The 15,239-nt window shown below is 58.2% G+C and carries 15 protein-coding genes, 1 other RNA gene and 1 riboswitch; of the genes, 9 read left to right on the top strand and 7 right to left on the bottom strand.

Features of this window, described 5'->3' with window-relative positions; genetic code table 11:
- A partial coding sequence (ilvD, locus tag PROAA_RS14155; protein WP_186411953.1) for a dihydroxy-acid dehydratase occupies positions 1 to 1,053 on the bottom strand: 1,053 nt, incomplete at its 3' end.
- Between the two features lie 123 nt (positions 1,054 to 1,176).
- Here ilvD and lgt point away from each other — a divergent pair.
- The 6 genes from lgt to dsbD all read left to right on the top strand — a co-directional run bounded on the left by lgt (position 1,177) and on the right by dsbD (position 7,721).
- Positions 1,177 to 1,989, top strand: a complete 813-nt coding sequence (gene lgt, locus PROAA_RS14150) for a prolipoprotein diacylglyceryl transferase (RefSeq protein ID WP_186411952.1) — start codon at positions 1,177 to 1,179, stop codon at positions 1,987 to 1,989.
- A 63-nt stretch (positions 1,990 to 2,052) separates the two neighbouring features.
- Positions 2,053 to 3,396 (top strand): malonyl-CoA decarboxylase, encoded by a 1,344-nt coding sequence (locus tag PROAA_RS14145; RefSeq protein WP_245664291.1) that lies wholly within the window; start codon positions 2,053 to 2,055, stop codon positions 3,394 to 3,396.
- A 108-nt stretch (positions 3,397 to 3,504) separates the two neighbouring features.
- Entirely contained in the window at positions 3,505 to 3,915 is a 411-nt protein-coding gene (gene mce / locus PROAA_RS14140; protein WP_186411950.1) for a methylmalonyl-CoA epimerase, read from the top strand.
- A gap of 68 nt (positions 3,916 to 3,983) precedes the next feature.
- Positions 3,984 to 5,591, top strand: coding sequence for a hypothetical protein (locus PROAA_RS14135; RefSeq protein WP_186411949.1), 1,608 nt, complete (start codon positions 3,984 to 3,986; stop codon positions 5,589 to 5,591).
- A 40-nt stretch (positions 5,592 to 5,631) separates the two neighbouring features.
- Complete coding sequence (cutA, locus tag PROAA_RS14130; protein WP_186411948.1) at positions 5,632 to 5,967, top strand: divalent-cation tolerance protein CutA; 336 nt, start codon at positions 5,632 to 5,634, stop codon at positions 5,965 to 5,967.
- Positions 5,967 to 7,721: a protein-disulfide reductase DsbD gene (dsbD, locus tag PROAA_RS14125; protein WP_425394021.1), complete on the top strand. Its 1,755-nt coding sequence runs from the start codon at positions 5,967 to 5,969 to the stop codon at positions 7,719 to 7,721. Before cutA ends, dsbD begins: the two co-directional genes overlap by 1 nt.
- Before the next feature lie 11 nt (positions 7,722 to 7,732).
- On the opposite strand, the gene PROAA_RS14120 is transcribed toward dsbD, so the two are convergent.
- The 6 genes from PROAA_RS14120 to PROAA_RS14100 form a co-directional block, all read right to left on the bottom strand.
- Positions 7,733 to 8,011, bottom strand: a complete 279-nt coding sequence (locus tag PROAA_RS14120) for a TIGR02647 family protein (protein WP_186411946.1) — start codon at positions 8,009 to 8,011, stop codon at positions 7,733 to 7,735.
- A gap of 51 nt (positions 8,012 to 8,062) precedes the next feature.
- Positions 8,063 to 9,616: a protein adenylyltransferase SelO gene (locus tag PROAA_RS14115; RefSeq protein WP_186411945.1), complete on the bottom strand. Its 1,554-nt coding sequence runs from the start codon at positions 9,614 to 9,616 to the stop codon at positions 8,063 to 8,065.
- A gap of 77 nt (positions 9,617 to 9,693) precedes the next feature.
- Positions 9,694 to 10,269, bottom strand: a complete 576-nt coding sequence (locus PROAA_RS14110) for a TMEM165/GDT1 family protein (protein ID WP_186411944.1) — start codon at positions 10,267 to 10,269, stop codon at positions 9,694 to 9,696.
- A gap of 64 nt (positions 10,270 to 10,333) precedes the next feature.
- Positions 10,334 to 10,516: non-coding RNA, 6S RNA (gene ssrS / locus PROAA_RS19435), on the bottom strand.
- 12 nt (positions 10,517 to 10,528) lie between these two features.
- Positions 10,529 to 10,873, bottom strand: coding sequence for a cell division protein ZapA (locus tag PROAA_RS14105; protein WP_186411943.1), 345 nt, complete (start codon positions 10,871 to 10,873; stop codon positions 10,529 to 10,531).
- 8 nt (positions 10,874 to 10,881) lie between these two features.
- Positions 10,882 to 11,070, bottom strand: a complete 189-nt coding sequence (locus tag PROAA_RS14100; RefSeq protein WP_245664290.1) for a hypothetical protein — start codon at positions 11,068 to 11,070, stop codon at positions 10,882 to 10,884.
- A gap of 160 nt (positions 11,071 to 11,230) precedes the next feature.
- Positions 11,231 to 11,447: riboswitch (cobalamin riboswitch) on the top strand.
- Between the two features lie 145 nt (positions 11,448 to 11,592).
- On the opposite strand from PROAA_RS14100, the gene PROAA_RS14095 reads away from it, so the two are divergent.
- Genes PROAA_RS14095 through PROAA_RS14085 form a run of 3 tightly spaced genes read left to right on the top strand, consistent with a single transcriptional unit; the run spans position 11,593 to position 15,235 of the window.
- The gene (locus PROAA_RS14095) at positions 11,593 to 13,455 is read left to right on the top strand and encodes a TonB-dependent receptor domain-containing protein (RefSeq protein WP_186411941.1); all 1,863 of its coding nucleotides are present in this window, start codon (positions 11,593 to 11,595) and stop codon (positions 13,453 to 13,455) included.
- Positions 13,456 to 13,463: 8 nt separating this feature from the next.
- Positions 13,464 to 14,453, top strand: coding sequence for a FecCD family ABC transporter permease (locus PROAA_RS14090; protein WP_186411940.1), 990 nt, complete (start codon positions 13,464 to 13,466; stop codon positions 14,451 to 14,453).
- Entirely contained in the window at positions 14,453 to 15,235 is a 783-nt protein-coding gene (locus PROAA_RS14085) for an ABC transporter ATP-binding protein (protein WP_186411939.1), read from the top strand. Before PROAA_RS14090 ends, PROAA_RS14085 begins: the two co-directional genes overlap by 1 nt.
- The last annotated feature ends 4 nt before the right edge of the window (positions 15,236 to 15,239 follow it).

Genomic DNA, 15,239 nt, shown 5'->3' with positions numbered 1-15,239 from the left:
AGTCGGCACACCGAGGTGCAGCAGCCCGGACCGTTTGAGTTCGCCGAGGATGCCGTAGATGCCACCGGCGCGATGCACATCCTCGATGTGATACTTGTCTGTCATTGGAGCCACTTTGCACAGGCAAGGTACCTTGCGCGAGATCCGGTCAATGTCCTGCATCGTGAAAGCGATGCCGGCTTCCTGTGCCGCTGCCAGCAGATGCAGAACGGTGTTGGTTGAGCCACCCATCGTGACGTCGAGCGTCATGGCGTTCTCGAAAGCTTCAAAGGAGCCGATTGATCGCGGCAGCACGGACGCATCGTCCTGCTCGTAGTAGCGGCGGCAGAGTTCGACGATCTGGTGTCCGGCCTTGACGAAAAGCCCCTTGCGATCGGCGTGGGTGGCCACCAGCGTTCCATTGCCCGGCAATGACAAGCCGAGCGCTTCCGTGAGGCAGTTCATTGAGTTGGCGGTAAACATGCCGGAGCAGGAACCGCAGGTCGGGCACGCCGAGCGTTCGATCTCCTCAAGATCGGCGTCCGAAATCGTGCTGTCTACCGCTTTGACCATCGCGTCGACCAGATCGATGCTTATCGTCTTGCCGCCCAGCTTGACCTTGCCGGCCTCCATCGGGCCGCCTGAAACGAAGATGGCCGGGATGTTCACTCGCATGGCCGCCATCAGCATGCCCGGAGTGATCTTGTCGCAGTTCGAGATACAGACCATGGCGTCGGCGCAATGCCCATTGACCATGTATTCGACAGAGTCGGCGATCAAATCGCGCGAAGGCAGCGAGTACAGCATGCCGTCGTGCCCCATGGCGATGCCGTCGTCGATGGCGATGGTGTTGAATTCCTTGGCAATACCACCGGCCGCTTCAATCTCACGCGCCACCAGTTGTCCCAAATCCTTAAGGTGTACGTGCCCCGGCACAAACTGGGTGAATGAATTGACCACGGCGATGATCGGTTTGCCGAAATCGCCGTCCTTCATGCCGGTCGCGCGCCACAGGGCGCGAGCGCCGGCCATGTTGCGGCCGTGGGTCGACGTGCGGGAACGATAATCAGGCATGGGGAATCTCCAGAACAGGATTTGGCTGAATGGTGCAAGCTATAATCGGGATTCTATCCGAAAGCTTCATCATCGTTCGTCACGAGTTGCGTTCAGGCTGCGTTGCCCGACTGATTTCCAGACATGTTGATCCATCCTCAGTTTGACCCCGTCGCCCTGTCTTTAGGTCCCCTGTCCATTCATTGGTACGGCTTGATGTATCTGGCCGCTTTCTTCCAGTTCTGGTGGCTCGGCAAGCGGCGAATCCAAACACACCCGCAATTGTCAAAATCCGGCTGGACGGTACCGCAGCTTGATGATCTTCTGTTCTACGGCGTGCTCGGCGTCATCCTTGGTGGCCGCCTGGGGCAGGTAATCTTTTACGAGCCCGGCTATTACCTTTCTCATCCGTTGGAAATCCTGGCAGTCTGGAAAGGCGGCATGTCCTTTCACGGCGGCTTCCTCGGCGTGCTGGTGGCTATGGGCTTGTTTGCCCGCAGGACTCAGCGCACTTGGCTTGACATCACTGATTTCATTGCGCCGCTGGTGCCATTGGGTCTGGCCGCAGGTCGTATCGGAAACTTCATCAATGGTGAATTGTGGGGGCGCATCAGCGATCCAGCTTTGCCCTGGGCGATGGTTTTCCCACAAGTGGACGATTTGCCGCGCCATCCGTCGCAGCTTTATCAGGCTGGTTTGGAAGGCGTGTTGCTGTTCATCGTTCTCTGGTATTTTTCGCGCGGAGTGCGGCCTCGTGGGGCCGTCTCCGGGGTATTCCTCATTGGCTACGGCAGCTTACGCTTTGTTGCCGAGTTTTTCCGTATGCCGGATGATGGTATCTTTGGCCTCTCGGAGGTCATCAGCATGGGGCAGTGGCTGTCGCTGCCAATGATTCTGATCGGAGTCGTTATGCTTGTCCGGTCACTCCGGCGAGGCGTCGGAGAAACTGGCAGCTAAAGATCGTGAGGTTTAGGGATGACAGAAGGAATTGTTTCGCGAGGTATTCAGAAGGTTCGCAAAATGCTGAGCGAACACTCAAGCACCGGCGTGCTCAGTGAAAGGCAGTTGGCCCAGATACGCGAACAGCTCAAGGAATGCGCTGTGGGTCTGGGCGGTGAAATTTCTGCCCGGCAGCGCGCGGCCCGTCTTGCAGACACGTATCTGTCGCTGAATGATGCCGGGCGCGCGGCGTTTTTGCATATCGTCGCGACGGAATTCGGCCCGGACCCGAAATCGGTAGAAAAGGCACACACTCGATATCAGGCGGCGATCGGTACCGACAGCCAGTGGGCCGCGGAGTCTGCACTGCGGGGCGAATTGCGCTCCATCCCGTTGCGCATCCTGACCCAGTTCAACGCTCTGCCACAAGGGGTCAAGTTTCTAGTCGATATGCGCGCCGATTTGTTGCGCTACGTTGATGCAGATCTCGCGCTGCGCTCGCTGGACCGCGAACTCGAATACCAGTTCGGCGCCTGGTTCGATGTAGGTTTCCTAGAGCTTCAGCGTATTTCCTGGAACTCGCCGGCGATATTGCTCGAAAAGTTGATCGAATATGAAGCGGTGCATGAAATCCGCTCATGGAGCGATCTGAAGAACCGCCTCGATTCCGACAGACGTTGTTACGCCTTCTTCCATCCGCGCATGCCTATGGAGCCGCTGATTTTCGTCGAAGTGGCGCTGGTCGATGAGTTGGCCGACAACGTACAGGCCTTGCTTGACGAGCGTGCGCCGGTGTTCGATGCGCAGCGTGCGAAGACGGCCATCTTCTATTCCATCTCGACCACTCAGTCAGGTTTGCGTGGCGTATCTTTCGGCAATTTCCTGCTCAAGCGCGTCGTCGACGATCTGAAGCGCGACTTCTCGCGTCTGGCAACCTTTGCCACGCTTTCACCGATTCCTTCGTTGCGTCGCTGGGTGGAAAAAAATCCCGGGGTCTGGCAGCAGGCATTCACAGAGGATATGGTTCAGCGTGTCGCTCGCCATGTTGGGCCCAAGGGGCCTGTCATCGACAGTGCGGTGGGCATCAAAGCCTTGCTGGTGGATGATGCATGGGCCGCCAACACGCGATTGGCGCGCGCCTTGCAGCCAGGATTGGTCCGGATGGCTGCTCGTTACCTCCTGCACGCGAAGGCCGGTACGCGTCCGTACGATCCGGTGGCTCGTTTCCACCTTGGCAACGGCGCGCGCATCGAACGCATCAACACGTTGGCTGACATATCGACCAACGGTTTGCAACAATCCTACGGGTTGATGGTCAACTATCTCTACGATCCCGACGCCATTGAAACCAATCTGGAGGCTTTTTCGCGTGAAGGCGTGGTCGCAACATCGGGTACCGTAAGGCGTTCGGCGCAAACGACATAGATTCAGGCGCTTCCGGTTTTTGCGTGTCTGGGAGGATACTGACACTCAAGAACCGGTTTTTATTGGATAATTCTCTCCCTGTCCCACCATCATCTAAAGGAAAGCACAATGAACTTATCGCACATTGAACATATCGGTATCGCTGTCAAAAGTCTGGACGAAGCGATCCCGTTCTGGGAAAAGCAGCTTGGGCTGAAATGCTATTCCATCGAAGAGGTCAAGGAACAAAAGGTCCGGACCGCGTTCTTCAAGATTGGGCAATCCAAAATTGAATTGCTGGAGTCGACCGAACCGGACGGCCCGATTGGAAAATTCATCGAGAAAAAGGGCGAAGGCATTCAGCACGTGGCGTTCGCAGTTAGCGGGATTCAGGACAACCTTACCGAATTGGAAGGAAAAGGCGTTCAATTGATTGACAAGGCGCCACGAAAAGGAGCCGAAGGCCTGAATATCGCCTTCCTGCATCCAAAATCGACACATGGCGTATTGCTTGAGCTGTGCGAAGATCCCAAGAAGTAGTTCCCATCTGCGAGTGTAAATGGCCGCCCCGCTCGGGCGGCTTCATCCTTTGTTGAGGTGAATCGACGATGGCTGAGTCTTCTGTGCCGATTGGTCAAGCTGACAACAAAGCCGCATTCGTCGACGCCAATGGCGCAACTGCATGGCTTGCCGGGCAACCGCAAGCAAACGCGCCGGCCATGCTGGCCGGACTGGTCGCGCAGATTCAGGCTTTCAACAGTGCCTTTACGGCACCTCGCGAACGCTTCAAGACGCTGGAAGCACTGCGCAAGACGATCTTTGCCGTCAGCCAGGAATGCCAGCGGCGTTACGAGAACAAACCGCTGCCGCTCTTGCCGGCCGAACAGACAGCGTTGGACATGTCGCGTCGGCTCTGGCGCTCCTGCGCGGTGGGTTATATGCATTGTCTGCGTGCCTGCCTTGAAAAAGATGGGTCAATCGCATCGCATGGTGCCCAGGTGGCGCACCGCGTGCTGGCGTGCTTGCGCATGGAACAAATGAATTGCTATTTCGCCGGTGCCGATCTTGACGGCGAGTTCTGGCGCAATCTGCATTCAGTTTGGGTTTCGGCAGAGCAACTCGGAAAAACCAGTGATCTGGTCGAAGACCGCCTGCTTGGCGAAACCAGCAAGTCAACAGTTCGCGGTCAGTACTGCATGGTTCTGACGCTGCATCTCGCCCGTCCTTTTACCCTTTCCCGCGGGCAACTCGCGGCCGCAGTCCGTTGGTTCGCGCGCTGGCGTGAGTTGGCGGCGGTACTCGCCGAGCCAAATCAGAACCCGAAATCCTGCTGCATTGCAATCAACCTGTCGCAGGACCGGCCAATTCATGAGAGCGCTCAAGGCGCCAGCGTCGGACGCTGGCTCTCGCTCGATGGTGTGTTGCAGAAGATGCGCAAGCGGCTCGAACTGTTGGCCAAGGGCGATTCGCCGGAAGTTCTCAAGCTCGGCAGCGGGCTTTCGTCGGAAGCCTGTGTCGCACTTCTGACCACACTTTCCGAACATCTCAGGTATCCACAAAAGACGCCAATCGGGGCCCTCCTGGAGGCGTCGCCGATAACAGTTGCCGCTGGGCTGGAAAACATCAATCGATTGCTCGGCGGCAAAGGATTAAAAATATCTGTCCAGCACGCTTCGCTAGGTACTCAGCTCAGCCATCATGAGCAAGTCGCCTTGTTTGGCCGTGCAGTGCGCGATGCCGAGGAAAGTGGCGAGTGTAAATCCGAGATCTGGCAGATCACGCAACAGGCGCCCGGCGTGCTGAATCTGTTCTGTCCTGCCGGAAACAGCGAAGCGCGTCTGGTCCTTGGAGGGTTGTTGTGCGTCAAGTTGCCGCAGCACGAACATTTCACCTTGGCAACGATAAGCGGCCTGAATACGCGTGCTGATGGTGGCCTGTGCGTCGCCGCCAGCTTGTTTGACGGTGAACCCTCTCCACTGATCGCCGAGGTGCGAGAAAAACCTGCTGGCAAGCTTTCCCGTCATCCGGCTTTCCTTTTGACGGGCAGAGAGGAAGGAAGCACGCCGTTGGTTGTCTTGCCGATAGGGCTGCCCGCTCGTGCTTTGTCGTTCCGCTTCTTTGAGGCGCGCGAGCAGTCCCTGATTGCCCTGCGATTGGTGGAGAATCTCGGGCGCGGTGGCGACATCGAGCGCTGGTCGGCTGCTATCGACGCGTAGCGCTCGGGTCGCTACGCCGGTTGAGAGTAAAATCCCCGGCATGAATACGCTCCTCGTCCTGACCAACCTGCCTGATCGAGCGACCGCCGAAACTCTGGCTGCCCGGCTCGTAGAAGACCGGCTGGCTGCCTGTGTCAATATTCTCCCCCCTTGCCATTCGATCTATCGCTGGCAGGGTGAGGTCGAGACGGCCGATGAAGTGCCGCTGCTCATCAAAACGACCGAGGCACGTTACCCGGCGCTCGAGGAAGCGATCCGCGCGCGACACCCCTATGAAACCCCGGAGATCATCGCTTTACCCGTGTTGCTTGGCCTGCCAGGCTATCTTGCTTGGGTAGCGGCAGAAACACAGAGCGACGACTGGTCCGCACCATGATGCGTCAGCTATTGCGTTGCCTGATGATTTCTCTGCTGCTCTGCAGTCTCGCCAACGCAGAGGACCTGCTGCATCCACTGGCTGCATTCAAGCCCACGGCACGCGCGCTTGATGGTCAGACGATTGAAGTGCGCTTCGAGATCGCCCCGGCGTATTACCTTTACCGCGACAAGTTCCGCTTCAGCGCTGAACCGCCCGGCGTGCAGCTCGGCACGCCCATTCTGCCGAAAGGCAAGGAGAAGAATGACGAGACTTTCGGCAAGGTCGTCGTCTACTACGATGAAGTATTGATTCGCCTTCCGGTCGAGCGCAACAGCTCCGGCAAACTGCCGCTCACCCTGAATATCACGTCGCAAGGTTGTGCCGATGCGGGTGTCTGCTACCCGCCGCAAAAGCAGGCACTGAGCCTTGAACTGCCCGACCCGTCGGCAGTGCCGCTTGATACGCCGAGCGGTGATGAATCCGGCCGAATCGCGCAACTGCTGAAAAACGCCGGTTTCTGGCTGATCGTTTTAAGTTTCTTCGGCTTCGGCTTGCTGCTCTCACTGACGCCCTGCGTCTTTCCGATGATTCCGATTCTTTCCAGCATCATTGTCGGTGCCGGACGCGATGGACATGGTGTGTCGCACGCTCGCGGCTTCGCGCTCTCGCTGGCTTATGTTACTGGAATGGCGATAACCTATGCCGCGGCCGGTATTGCCGCCGGCCTGACCGGTACACTGATTTCGACGGCCCTGCAGAACTCATGGGTGCTCGGCGGTTTCGCGTTGATTTTCGTCGTACTGTCATTTTCTATGTTCGGCTTTTATGAGTTGCAGTTCCCCACTTTCCTGCAAAGCAAAGTGTCGGAAGAAGCGTCACATATCAAGGGCGGATCACTCCCCGGCGTGGCGGCCATGGGGGTGCTGTCGGCGATAATCGTCGGCCCCTGCGTCGCGGCTCCGCTGGCCGGTGCCCTGCTTTATATCGGGCAGACCGGCGACGCGCTGCTAGGCGGTTTGGCGCTCTTTTTCATGGCGTTCGGCATGGGCACTCCGCTGCTCGCCGTCGGCCTCTCGGCGGGGACGTTGCTGCCCAAATCGGGGCCGTGGATGGAGGCGGTCAAAAAGGCGTTCGGCGTGATCCTGCTGGCCTCCGCCGTATGGACGGTTTCACCGGTCATTCCGGTCGTGGTTCAGATGCTGGCGTGGGCGCTGTTACTGATCATTCCGGCGATCTACCTGCACGCGCTCGATCCGTTGCCAGCGCACGCGAAGGGCTGGCAACGTTTCTGGAAAGGCATCGGTATGGTCATGCTGATTACCGGTGCCGCGATGCTGGTCGGTGCACTTGCCGGCGCCAAGGATCCATTGCAGCCGCTTTCCGGGTTGCGTGGCGGGGCCCAGAGCAGCGAAATCAGTCGTCTGCCGTTTGAGCGCATCCACTCAATCGCCGAACTGGATGCCCGCATCCAATCCTCTGCCAAGCCCGTCATGCTCGACTTCTACGCGGACTGGTGCGTGTCGTGCAAGGAATTGGAACGCTTCACTTTTTCCGATATTCGTGTGCAACAAAAACTCGCCGGCTGGACCCTGTTGCAAGCCGATGTGACCGCCAACACTGAGGAGGACAAGGCGCTTCTCGCGCGCTTCAAGCTTTTCGGCCCACCCGGAATCATTTTTTTCGATGCCAGCGGAAAAGAAGACATGGGGGTTCGGGTGATCGGCTTTCAGGGCGCCGATGAATTTCTGGCAACACTTTCACGCTTGCGCTGAAAGATCAGTCCTCAGCCTTCGGGTATCGGCTCGTGGGCAGAAATGGATGCGGCGACACCCGCCGTAAGAATGCCGAGTACTGTCTGCGCGAACTCTGCCGCTTCCCGCCCGAGGCTGGTCAGGTATCCGCCGTCAGCCTGTGTGACCAACCCCTTGGCGTGCAGGCGTCGAACCGCAGCAATCACCTGCTTGTCGGCCGTCTTGTGCACCTTGATACCCTGCAGGCCGGTCTCAAGATCAAAACGGATCAGGGTATTGAGTTCATGAACCAGATCGGACGTATAGGGCATGACCACTCCTTATCGCGCAAAGCGCCATTCTACGCGCAACTTCCCGCGAGTTTACGAACTGCATGAGAGCATTGAGCAACCCGCTTTGTGGCGAGCCCAGTCAGGACGCCTGGCGGCAAATGCTTCACACCCAGGCCGTTCATCGTATGGATTGCGCAAGACATCGAGCAACTGATGAATCATTCCCGGATCACCGTTTTCGGCGCCGTCAATCGCTTGCTGCGCCAGACAGTTGCGCAGTACATAGCGTGGATTGACAGCGTTCATGAGCGCTATCCGAGATTCTTCGCGATCATCGTCCGAGCGCACACGGGAAGCCCAGCGCACTAGCCAAGCGGTGAATTCGGCCGCATGAGCTGCAAACAGCTCTTCGCGGTAAAAGGCTTCATGAAGGGTTCCCAGCGCCGGGGCTTGAATATCGATTCGCGCCAGGCCGCGGAAAAAGATCGTCATATCGACCTCGGCCCGATGCATCAGGCCAAAACATTCTTCAACCAAGGCCGCATCCTCATCGCGCCACGCCGTGAAACCGAACTTGGCGGCGAAGGCCAGCTGGAATTCCTTGTTGTAGATATCGTCGTAGCGCGTCAGCCCGAGCCCCAGTCCGTCATGGTCTGGCTCAATAACGGCCAATGCCTCGGCAAGCCGTTCGAGGTTCCAGCGGGCAATCTCAGGTTGCCGGCCAAAACAATAACGACGACCAGAGGCATCCGTCGTGTTCGGCGTCCATGAGGGGTCGAAATCATCAACCCAACCGTAAGGACCATAATCGATGGTCAGCCCAAGAATCGACATGTTGTCGGTATTCATCACTCCATGAACAAAGCCAACCCGCATCCAGTGCACCATGAGGCGCGCGGTGCGCTCGCATATTTCGGCAAACCAACGTATCAGGCCGTCGTCCGGGTCGGCAGAAAAATCAGGGAAATCGCGCGCGATCGTGAACTCCACCAACCGGCGCAGCAACGCTTCGTCGCCGCGTGAAGCAGGCAGCTCGAAATGCCCGAAGCGGATAAATGATGGCGCAACGCGGCACACCACCGCGCCCGGCTCTTCGGTCGGGTTGCCGTCATAGAACATGTCACGCACCACCGCTTCTCCCGTCGTTACCAGCGAGAGCGCTCGGGTCGTCGGGACGCCGAGATGATGCATGGCTTCGCTGCACAGAAATTCCCGGATCGACGATCGCAACACGGCACGGCCGTCAGCGCGGCGCGAATAGGGTGTCGGACCGGCACCCTTGAGCTGCAGCTCGAATCGCTGCACGGCGCCATTGACGACTTCTCCGAGAAAAATTGCACGGCCGTCGCCCAGTTGCCGCGCCCAGTTGCCGAACTGGTGGCCCCCGTAGCACGTGGCGTAGGCCGTCATCCCCGGTAGCAGGGCGTTGCCGGCCAGGGCGTTCACCCACTGCGGTGAAGTGAGATCACTCGCATCAAGGCCGAGAAGTTGCGCCATTTCGCGAGAGTAGGCCAGCAATTCCGGCGCTGTAACCCGCGTTGGCATGACTGGCGACCAGATCGCACCGTGCACCTGGCGCGAATGATTGCGTGTGTCACTCTCGCCCGGCAATTCGCGGACCAGTCGGTTATCGAAATGAAGCATCACGGATTCCGGTTGCTGAAGAAGGTTTTATTTGGGCACGAAAGCAGCATGACAAGTTCCTGCGCCTGTGCTCCTCCTCAGAAACCGATACGCTCACCTGCACCAAGCAAGGTGGCAATGCCTAGCACGGCAAAGATGGCCGCAGCGACGCCATGCACGGCACGTGCCGGCATTCTGGCTGCTACGCGGTCACCCAGCAGGACGGCCGGCACATTGGACAGCATCATGCCGAAGGTTGTGCCGGCCACCACCTCAATGACAGTTCGATACTGTGCGGCCAGCGCGACTGTCGCGACTTGGGTCTTGTCACCCATCTCGGCGAAGAAAAAGGCAATCAACGTGGTACCGAAAACGCCAAATCGCGCGAGATTGGCGTCCTTTTCCTCAAATTCGTCGGGAACAAGCGTCCACAGCGCCATGGCGATGAAGGAAACGCCAAGCACCCAGCGCAGCGTCTCGGGCCCGAGCAGTATGGTAATCCAGGAACCCAGCATACCAGCCAAGAAATGGTTGGTCAGCGTCGCGACCAGGATGCCCAGAATGATTGGGACCGGCTTGCGGAATCTTGCAGCGAGGATGAAGGCCAGCAGTTGGGTCTTGTCGCCAATTTCTGCCAAGGCAACAATGCCGGTTGATACGAGAAATGCCTCCATCAATCAAGTTCTTCGCGACTGGACAAAAAAACAGCGCGCGAAATTAATTCGCGCGCTGTTGAATTATGTCCCCGCGAGTGCCGCTAGGCCGGCATCCTGAACCGGAGTTCAGATTGGTCGCATTCCTTCCGCATCAGGCACACCCATCGAGTAAGGCGCGCACAACAGCAGCTTCTATGGTCTGCAACCGACGCCAATTAGCATTGGTTCAAAGAATGTATGGCCTTGGCAAACACCGCAGGGAACAACTGTCGGAGGCTCAGAGCAACTTTTCCTGCGGTGCGAGCACCGCTTCAAGTTTTGCCCCCATGCTGGAAATTCTACGCTTTACGACGGTAATGTCCAGTCCTGTTTCCGAATCGTCAGGCGGAGGCGTTTCGGTCGGTGATTGCGGCTGAGAAAGGTATTCGTGAGCGATGTTCAGTGCCGCCATGACGGCGATGCGCTCGGAAATTGTACTCTTCGTTTTTTCAGCAATATCGTGCATCTTTTCATCAACATAGGCCACGGCATCAAGCAGGGCATCGTGCTCTTCCGGCGGGCAGGCCACACGGTATTCCTTGCCGAGCAGGGTAACGTCGAGATAGTTGGCGTCGTTGGGCATGGGTTCGTTCAAACTGTGGCTTTGGCTTCCGGCAATTGCCGGGCAAGTTGTTCAAGCCGGCTGCGGGCCGACTCCATGCGTTCGGACAAGCCCTTCCTGACCTCCTCAGTGGCGGCAAGTTGCTGCCGAAGTAGGTCGTTTTCCGCACGCAACTCTTGGCAAAGCGACACAGTCTGGACAACTTTGCTTTCGAGCATATTCAGTTCGTCAATCATGCAATGGACTATAGTTTTAAAAACCAAGCGAAGTCAAGGATTAAGCCTTGGTTTTAAATGTGATTTATTTCACACGGCTCAACTCGTTGAGCAACTCAATCGGGCTTTGCGCTATAATCGCGCCCTTCGTTGCTGGCATAGGGCGAAATATAGCGTGCAAGGTGCCGCAACGCAGGGTTTTCCAAATTCTCTGCAGCGGTTAAACGGGAAACAGGTGCGTGTCTGCAAGACATCATGCCTGTGCTGCCCCCGCAACGGTAAGCGAGTGAGGTTGTGTCGATAGGCCACTGGGCAAGCGCCTGGGAAGGCGACACATCAAGACTCGTGAGCCCGGATACCGGCCTTCGCGCAAACAGACGGAAGTGCCGCGGGGAGGCGGACACGACATGCTCAGCGCAGTTTGCAGAAGCACGCGCCCATCTCGAAGACTTCTCCATCGCGCAGTTCCGATTTATTGCTCGCCGGTTTGCGGGGACGTCAATCGGCCATCGGGAGAAATCCGAAATGTATCCACGTCGCGCTTTCACAACAGTTTCTATCGCACTACTTTCTGCTATACCGGCAATCGCCACAGGCCAGGATGCTTCCCAGGTAAGCGACCCCATAGTGGTCACCGCAACACGGATTCCCACACGGGAAAACGAGTTGATTAGTGACGTCAGCGTCATCCGCCGGGAAGAAATCGAGCAAGCAGCACAGTCGACCTTGGCCGAGTTGCTCGGTCGCCAACCGGGTATCAGCTTCTCCAGTGATGGCGGCCCCGGCAGTACCCAAAGCCTCTTTATTCGCGGCACAAATTCAGATCAGGCGGTGATCCTGGTTGATGGCATCCGACTCAATTCAGCCACCTTGGGTACCACATCATTGTCGCGCATTCCGCTCTCGCAAATTGACCATATCGAGATTTTGCGTGGTCCAGCATCATCGCTTTACGGCGCGGACGCGATTGGTGGAGTCATACAGATTTTTACCCGGCAAGGCGGTGGCCCGGCACAATTCAATGGCGAACTTGCCTACGGCACCTACGACACCACGCGGGCTGTAGCGGGCGTCAGCGGCAGCCACGAAGGGTTCCGTTACAGCTTTCAATATGCGCAGGACAGGACCGATGGCTTCTCGAATGTCCACGATTCGCGAAGTTTTGCGTACAACAAGGATCTCGACGGTTTCAAGAACGAAAGCTATACAGCGAATCTCGGGTACAGCTTCAACGCAGATCATGAAATCGGAATCAACGCGTTTGCGAGTGATGGCACCAATCGTTACGATGGCGGTTTCGGGGCGTCTGCTGCCAAAGACTACAAGAACAAACTGAACGTTTCCGGCACGAGCATCACCTTGCGTGACCGCTTTCTGCCTGCTTGGCAAAGTACGTTGCGTATCGGTCAGGGCGTGGACGATGCCGAGTATCTCACCGATGGCGTGACTGCAAGCTCGGCACGCACCGAATCAAACCAGTTCCAGTGGATGAATGACATCACCTTGCCGCTCGGTAAGTTGCTGGCAGGTATTGAGCAACTTACTCAGAAAGTCGATGCCTCGCAAACCTACACCACGACCAAGCGGACGATTAATTCCGCGCTACTCGGTTGGACGGCATCGGTCGGCGCAAATCGTTGGCAGATGAACGTGCGCCGTGATGACATTTCCAACGCGGATGCAAAGAATACCGGGACCTTGGCCTATGGTTACCAGTTCACCGATACGCTGCGAGCAAGTGCCTCAGCGGGTACCGCTTACAAGGCGCCGTCGATCAATGCCCTGTATTTCCCGTATACGCCCTTTGTGGGTCAGGGCAACCCAAATCTGAAACCCGAGACGGCCAAGAGCGCTGAAATCGCCATGCACTGGGAAACCGCAAGCCAGAAAGCTTCGGCTACCTACTACGACAACCGGATAAAGGATCTGATTCAGTGGACCGAGACGCCGGTTGGGTCGTATTTCTACGTTCCGCATAATGTCAGCGAAGCGCGCATCAATGGTGTAACGCTAGTATATGCGGGATACTTTGGAGCCTGGAAGCTGCATGGCAGCGCCGACTTTCTTAATCCCAAAGACGAATCCACAGGCAATCAGCTGGCGCGCCGTGCCAAACAATTCGGAACGGTGGGATTGGACTATAGCGGCGGACACTGGAACGTTGGCGGAGAGATTGTCGCTACGGGCCAGCGTTACAGTGATGCAGAGAATACGCAACGGCTTGGCGGATACACGCTATTTAATCTTTTCGGTGCTTATCGTCTCGACAAGGATTTTTCGTTGTTCATTCGAGCCAACAACGTGTTCGATAAATACTACGAACAGGTACAGTACTACCAGACGCCCGGTGCCAACGTGTTGGCCGGAATTCGATATCAACCCCGGTAATTTTGACGATGCCCAGCCGCCAACGCGCTTTGCTCATCCTCGTCGCTCTCTCCGGGCTGGCGCTATTGAGTATTGCGCTGGCGTTGATGGTGGGAAGCATCCGCGTCAGCCCGGGCGACGTGTGGACAAGTCTGTTTAACGCGGGCGGCGGCATCGCCGGCGACGTCGTGCGCAGCCTTCGTCTGCCGCGCGCACTGGCCGGCTTTGCATGCGGCGGACTGCTGGCGCTGGCTGGCGCATTGCTCCAGATCCTGTTGCGCAATCCGCTTGCCGACCCTTACATACTCGGAATTTCGGGTGGCGCCGGCGTTGGCGCGATGCTGGCCATCCTGCTCGGCCTTTCTGCCGCCGGCATCAACGGTTTTGCCTTTCTCGGCGCGCTTGGCGCCATGGTTGTCGTTTTCGGTCTGGCCCATGGTGACGGGAGCTGGACACAGACCCGTCTGCTGCTCACCGGCGTCATCGTCGCCGCCGGCTGTGGCGCAGTCGTCGCGCTGATGCTCTCCATCGCCCCCGAGCACAAGCTACGCGGGATGCTGTTCTGGGTAATGGGCGATCTCTCGCAGACCAATGATCCGCAACTTGCTCTCGTCATTCTGGCTGCGGCGTTGCTCGTCTCGCTGCCCTTCGCGCGCGAACTGAACCTGCTGGCGCGGGGCGCGGATACGGCGCAAACACTCGGTGTGGCCGTTGTTCGCTTGCGCCGCGGGGTGTTTGTCGTGGCCTCGCTGGCCACCGCCGCTGCCGTCACGCACGCCGGTTCAATCGGTTTCGTCGGCCTGATCGTTCCACATCTGGTGCGTCTCGCCACCGGCAACGATCAACGCCTGCTGCTACCAGCCTCGGCGCTCGCTGGCGGTAGCCTGCTGGTCATTGCCGATACGCTGGCGCGTACCGTCGTCGCGCCGCAGCAACTGCCGGTCGGCGTGCTTACCGCCCTGATCGGCGTACCGGTCTTTCTCTTCCTGCTCACGCGCGATGCGAAGGCGAGGCATTGATGACGACCATCGCCACCCCGCTTCTCGAGGCACGCAAACTCACCGTCAGCATCGGAGGCATTTCCGTTTGTCGTGATCTCGAATTGACCTTGCGTCCAGGCGAGCGTCTTGCTGTCCTCGGACGCAACGGCGCCGGCAAATCGACCTTACTCTCCGTTCTTGCCGGATTGCGCCCGCCCCAGGCCGGCGAAGTACGGCTCAACGGTTCCGGATACGCGACGCATGGCCCACGCAAGAGCGCGCTCATTCGCGGCTGGCTGCCGCAAGTGCGCGGTGACGCCTTCGCTTCTACCGTGCTGGAAACCGCGCTGGTCGGCCGGCATCCGCACCTGGCGCGCTGGGACTGGGAATCCGCCAAGGATGCCATTATCGTGCGCAAGGCGCTGGCGGCAGTCGATCTGGCCGAATTTGAACAGCGCGACGTGCTGACCCTTTCGGGTGGCGAACGCCAGCGGCTGGCGATTGCCACCCTGCTCACGCAGGCACCGCAACTTTTTCTGCTCGACGAGCCAATAGCCCACCTCGACCTCAAGCACCAGATTGCCATGCTGGAACTCTTTGCCGGCGCAGCCCGCGATTGTGGCGCCGGTGTGGCCATGGTTCTGCACGAGCCCGCGCTGGCCTGGCGCTTCTGCGACCGCGCGCTCCTCATCCACGGTGACGGCCGCACGGAATGCGGCAGCGCGCACGAGATGCTGACCGCCGAACGGCTATCCGCGCTCTATCAATACCCGCTGCAGGCCATCGAACGCAATGGCCGGATCAGCTTCATACCCCACTAGCACC

Source organism: Candidatus Propionivibrio aalborgensis (assembly GCF_900089945.1).
Lineage (GTDB): Bacteria > Pseudomonadota > Gammaproteobacteria > Burkholderiales > Rhodocyclaceae > Propionivibrio > Propionivibrio aalborgensis.
This window is presented reverse-complemented; position numbering and strand designations above follow the sequence as displayed.

Coding starts and splice junctions, on each gene's coding strand:
- PROAA_RS14120 (WP_186411946.1), bottom strand. CDS start 8,011: ATGCCCTATACGTCCGATCTGGTTCATGAACTCAATACCCTGATCCGT.
- PROAA_RS14135 (WP_186411949.1), top strand. CDS start 3,984: ATGGCTGAGTCTTCTGTGCCGATTGGTCAAGCTGACAACAAAGCCGCA.
- dsbD (WP_425394021.1), top strand. CDS start 5,967: ATGCGTCAGCTATTGCGTTGCCTGATGATTTCTCTGCTGCTCTGCAGT.
- PROAA_RS14100 (WP_245664290.1), bottom strand. CDS start 11,070: ATGCTCGAAAGCAAAGTTGTCCAGACTGTGTCGCTTTGCCAAGAGTTG.
- PROAA_RS14110 (WP_186411944.1), bottom strand. CDS start 10,269: ATGGAGGCATTTCTCGTATCAACCGGCATTGTTGCCTTGGCAGAAATT.
- cutA (WP_186411948.1), top strand. CDS start 5,632: ATGAATACGCTCCTCGTCCTGACCAACCTGCCTGATCGAGCGACCGCC.
- PROAA_RS14085 (WP_186411939.1), top strand. CDS start 14,453: ATGACGACCATCGCCACCCCGCTTCTCGAGGCACGCAAACTCACCGTC.
- PROAA_RS14095 (WP_186411941.1), top strand. CDS start 11,593: ATGTATCCACGTCGCGCTTTCACAACAGTTTCTATCGCACTACTTTCT.
- lgt (WP_186411952.1), top strand. CDS start 1,177: ATGTTGATCCATCCTCAGTTTGACCCCGTCGCCCTGTCTTTAGGTCCC.
- PROAA_RS14090 (WP_186411940.1), top strand. CDS start 13,464: ATGCCCAGCCGCCAACGCGCTTTGCTCATCCTCGTCGCTCTCTCCGGG.
- PROAA_RS14105 (WP_186411943.1), bottom strand. CDS start 10,873: ATGCCCAACGACGCCAACTATCTCGACGTTACCCTGCTCGGCAAGGAA.
- PROAA_RS14145 (WP_245664291.1), top strand. CDS start 2,053: ATGCTGAGCGAACACTCAAGCACCGGCGTGCTCAGTGAAAGGCAGTTG.
- mce (WP_186411950.1), top strand. CDS start 3,505: ATGAACTTATCGCACATTGAACATATCGGTATCGCTGTCAAAAGTCTG.
- PROAA_RS14115 (WP_186411945.1), bottom strand. CDS start 9,616: ATGCTTCATTTCGATAACCGACTGGTCCGCGAATTGCCGGGCGAGAGT.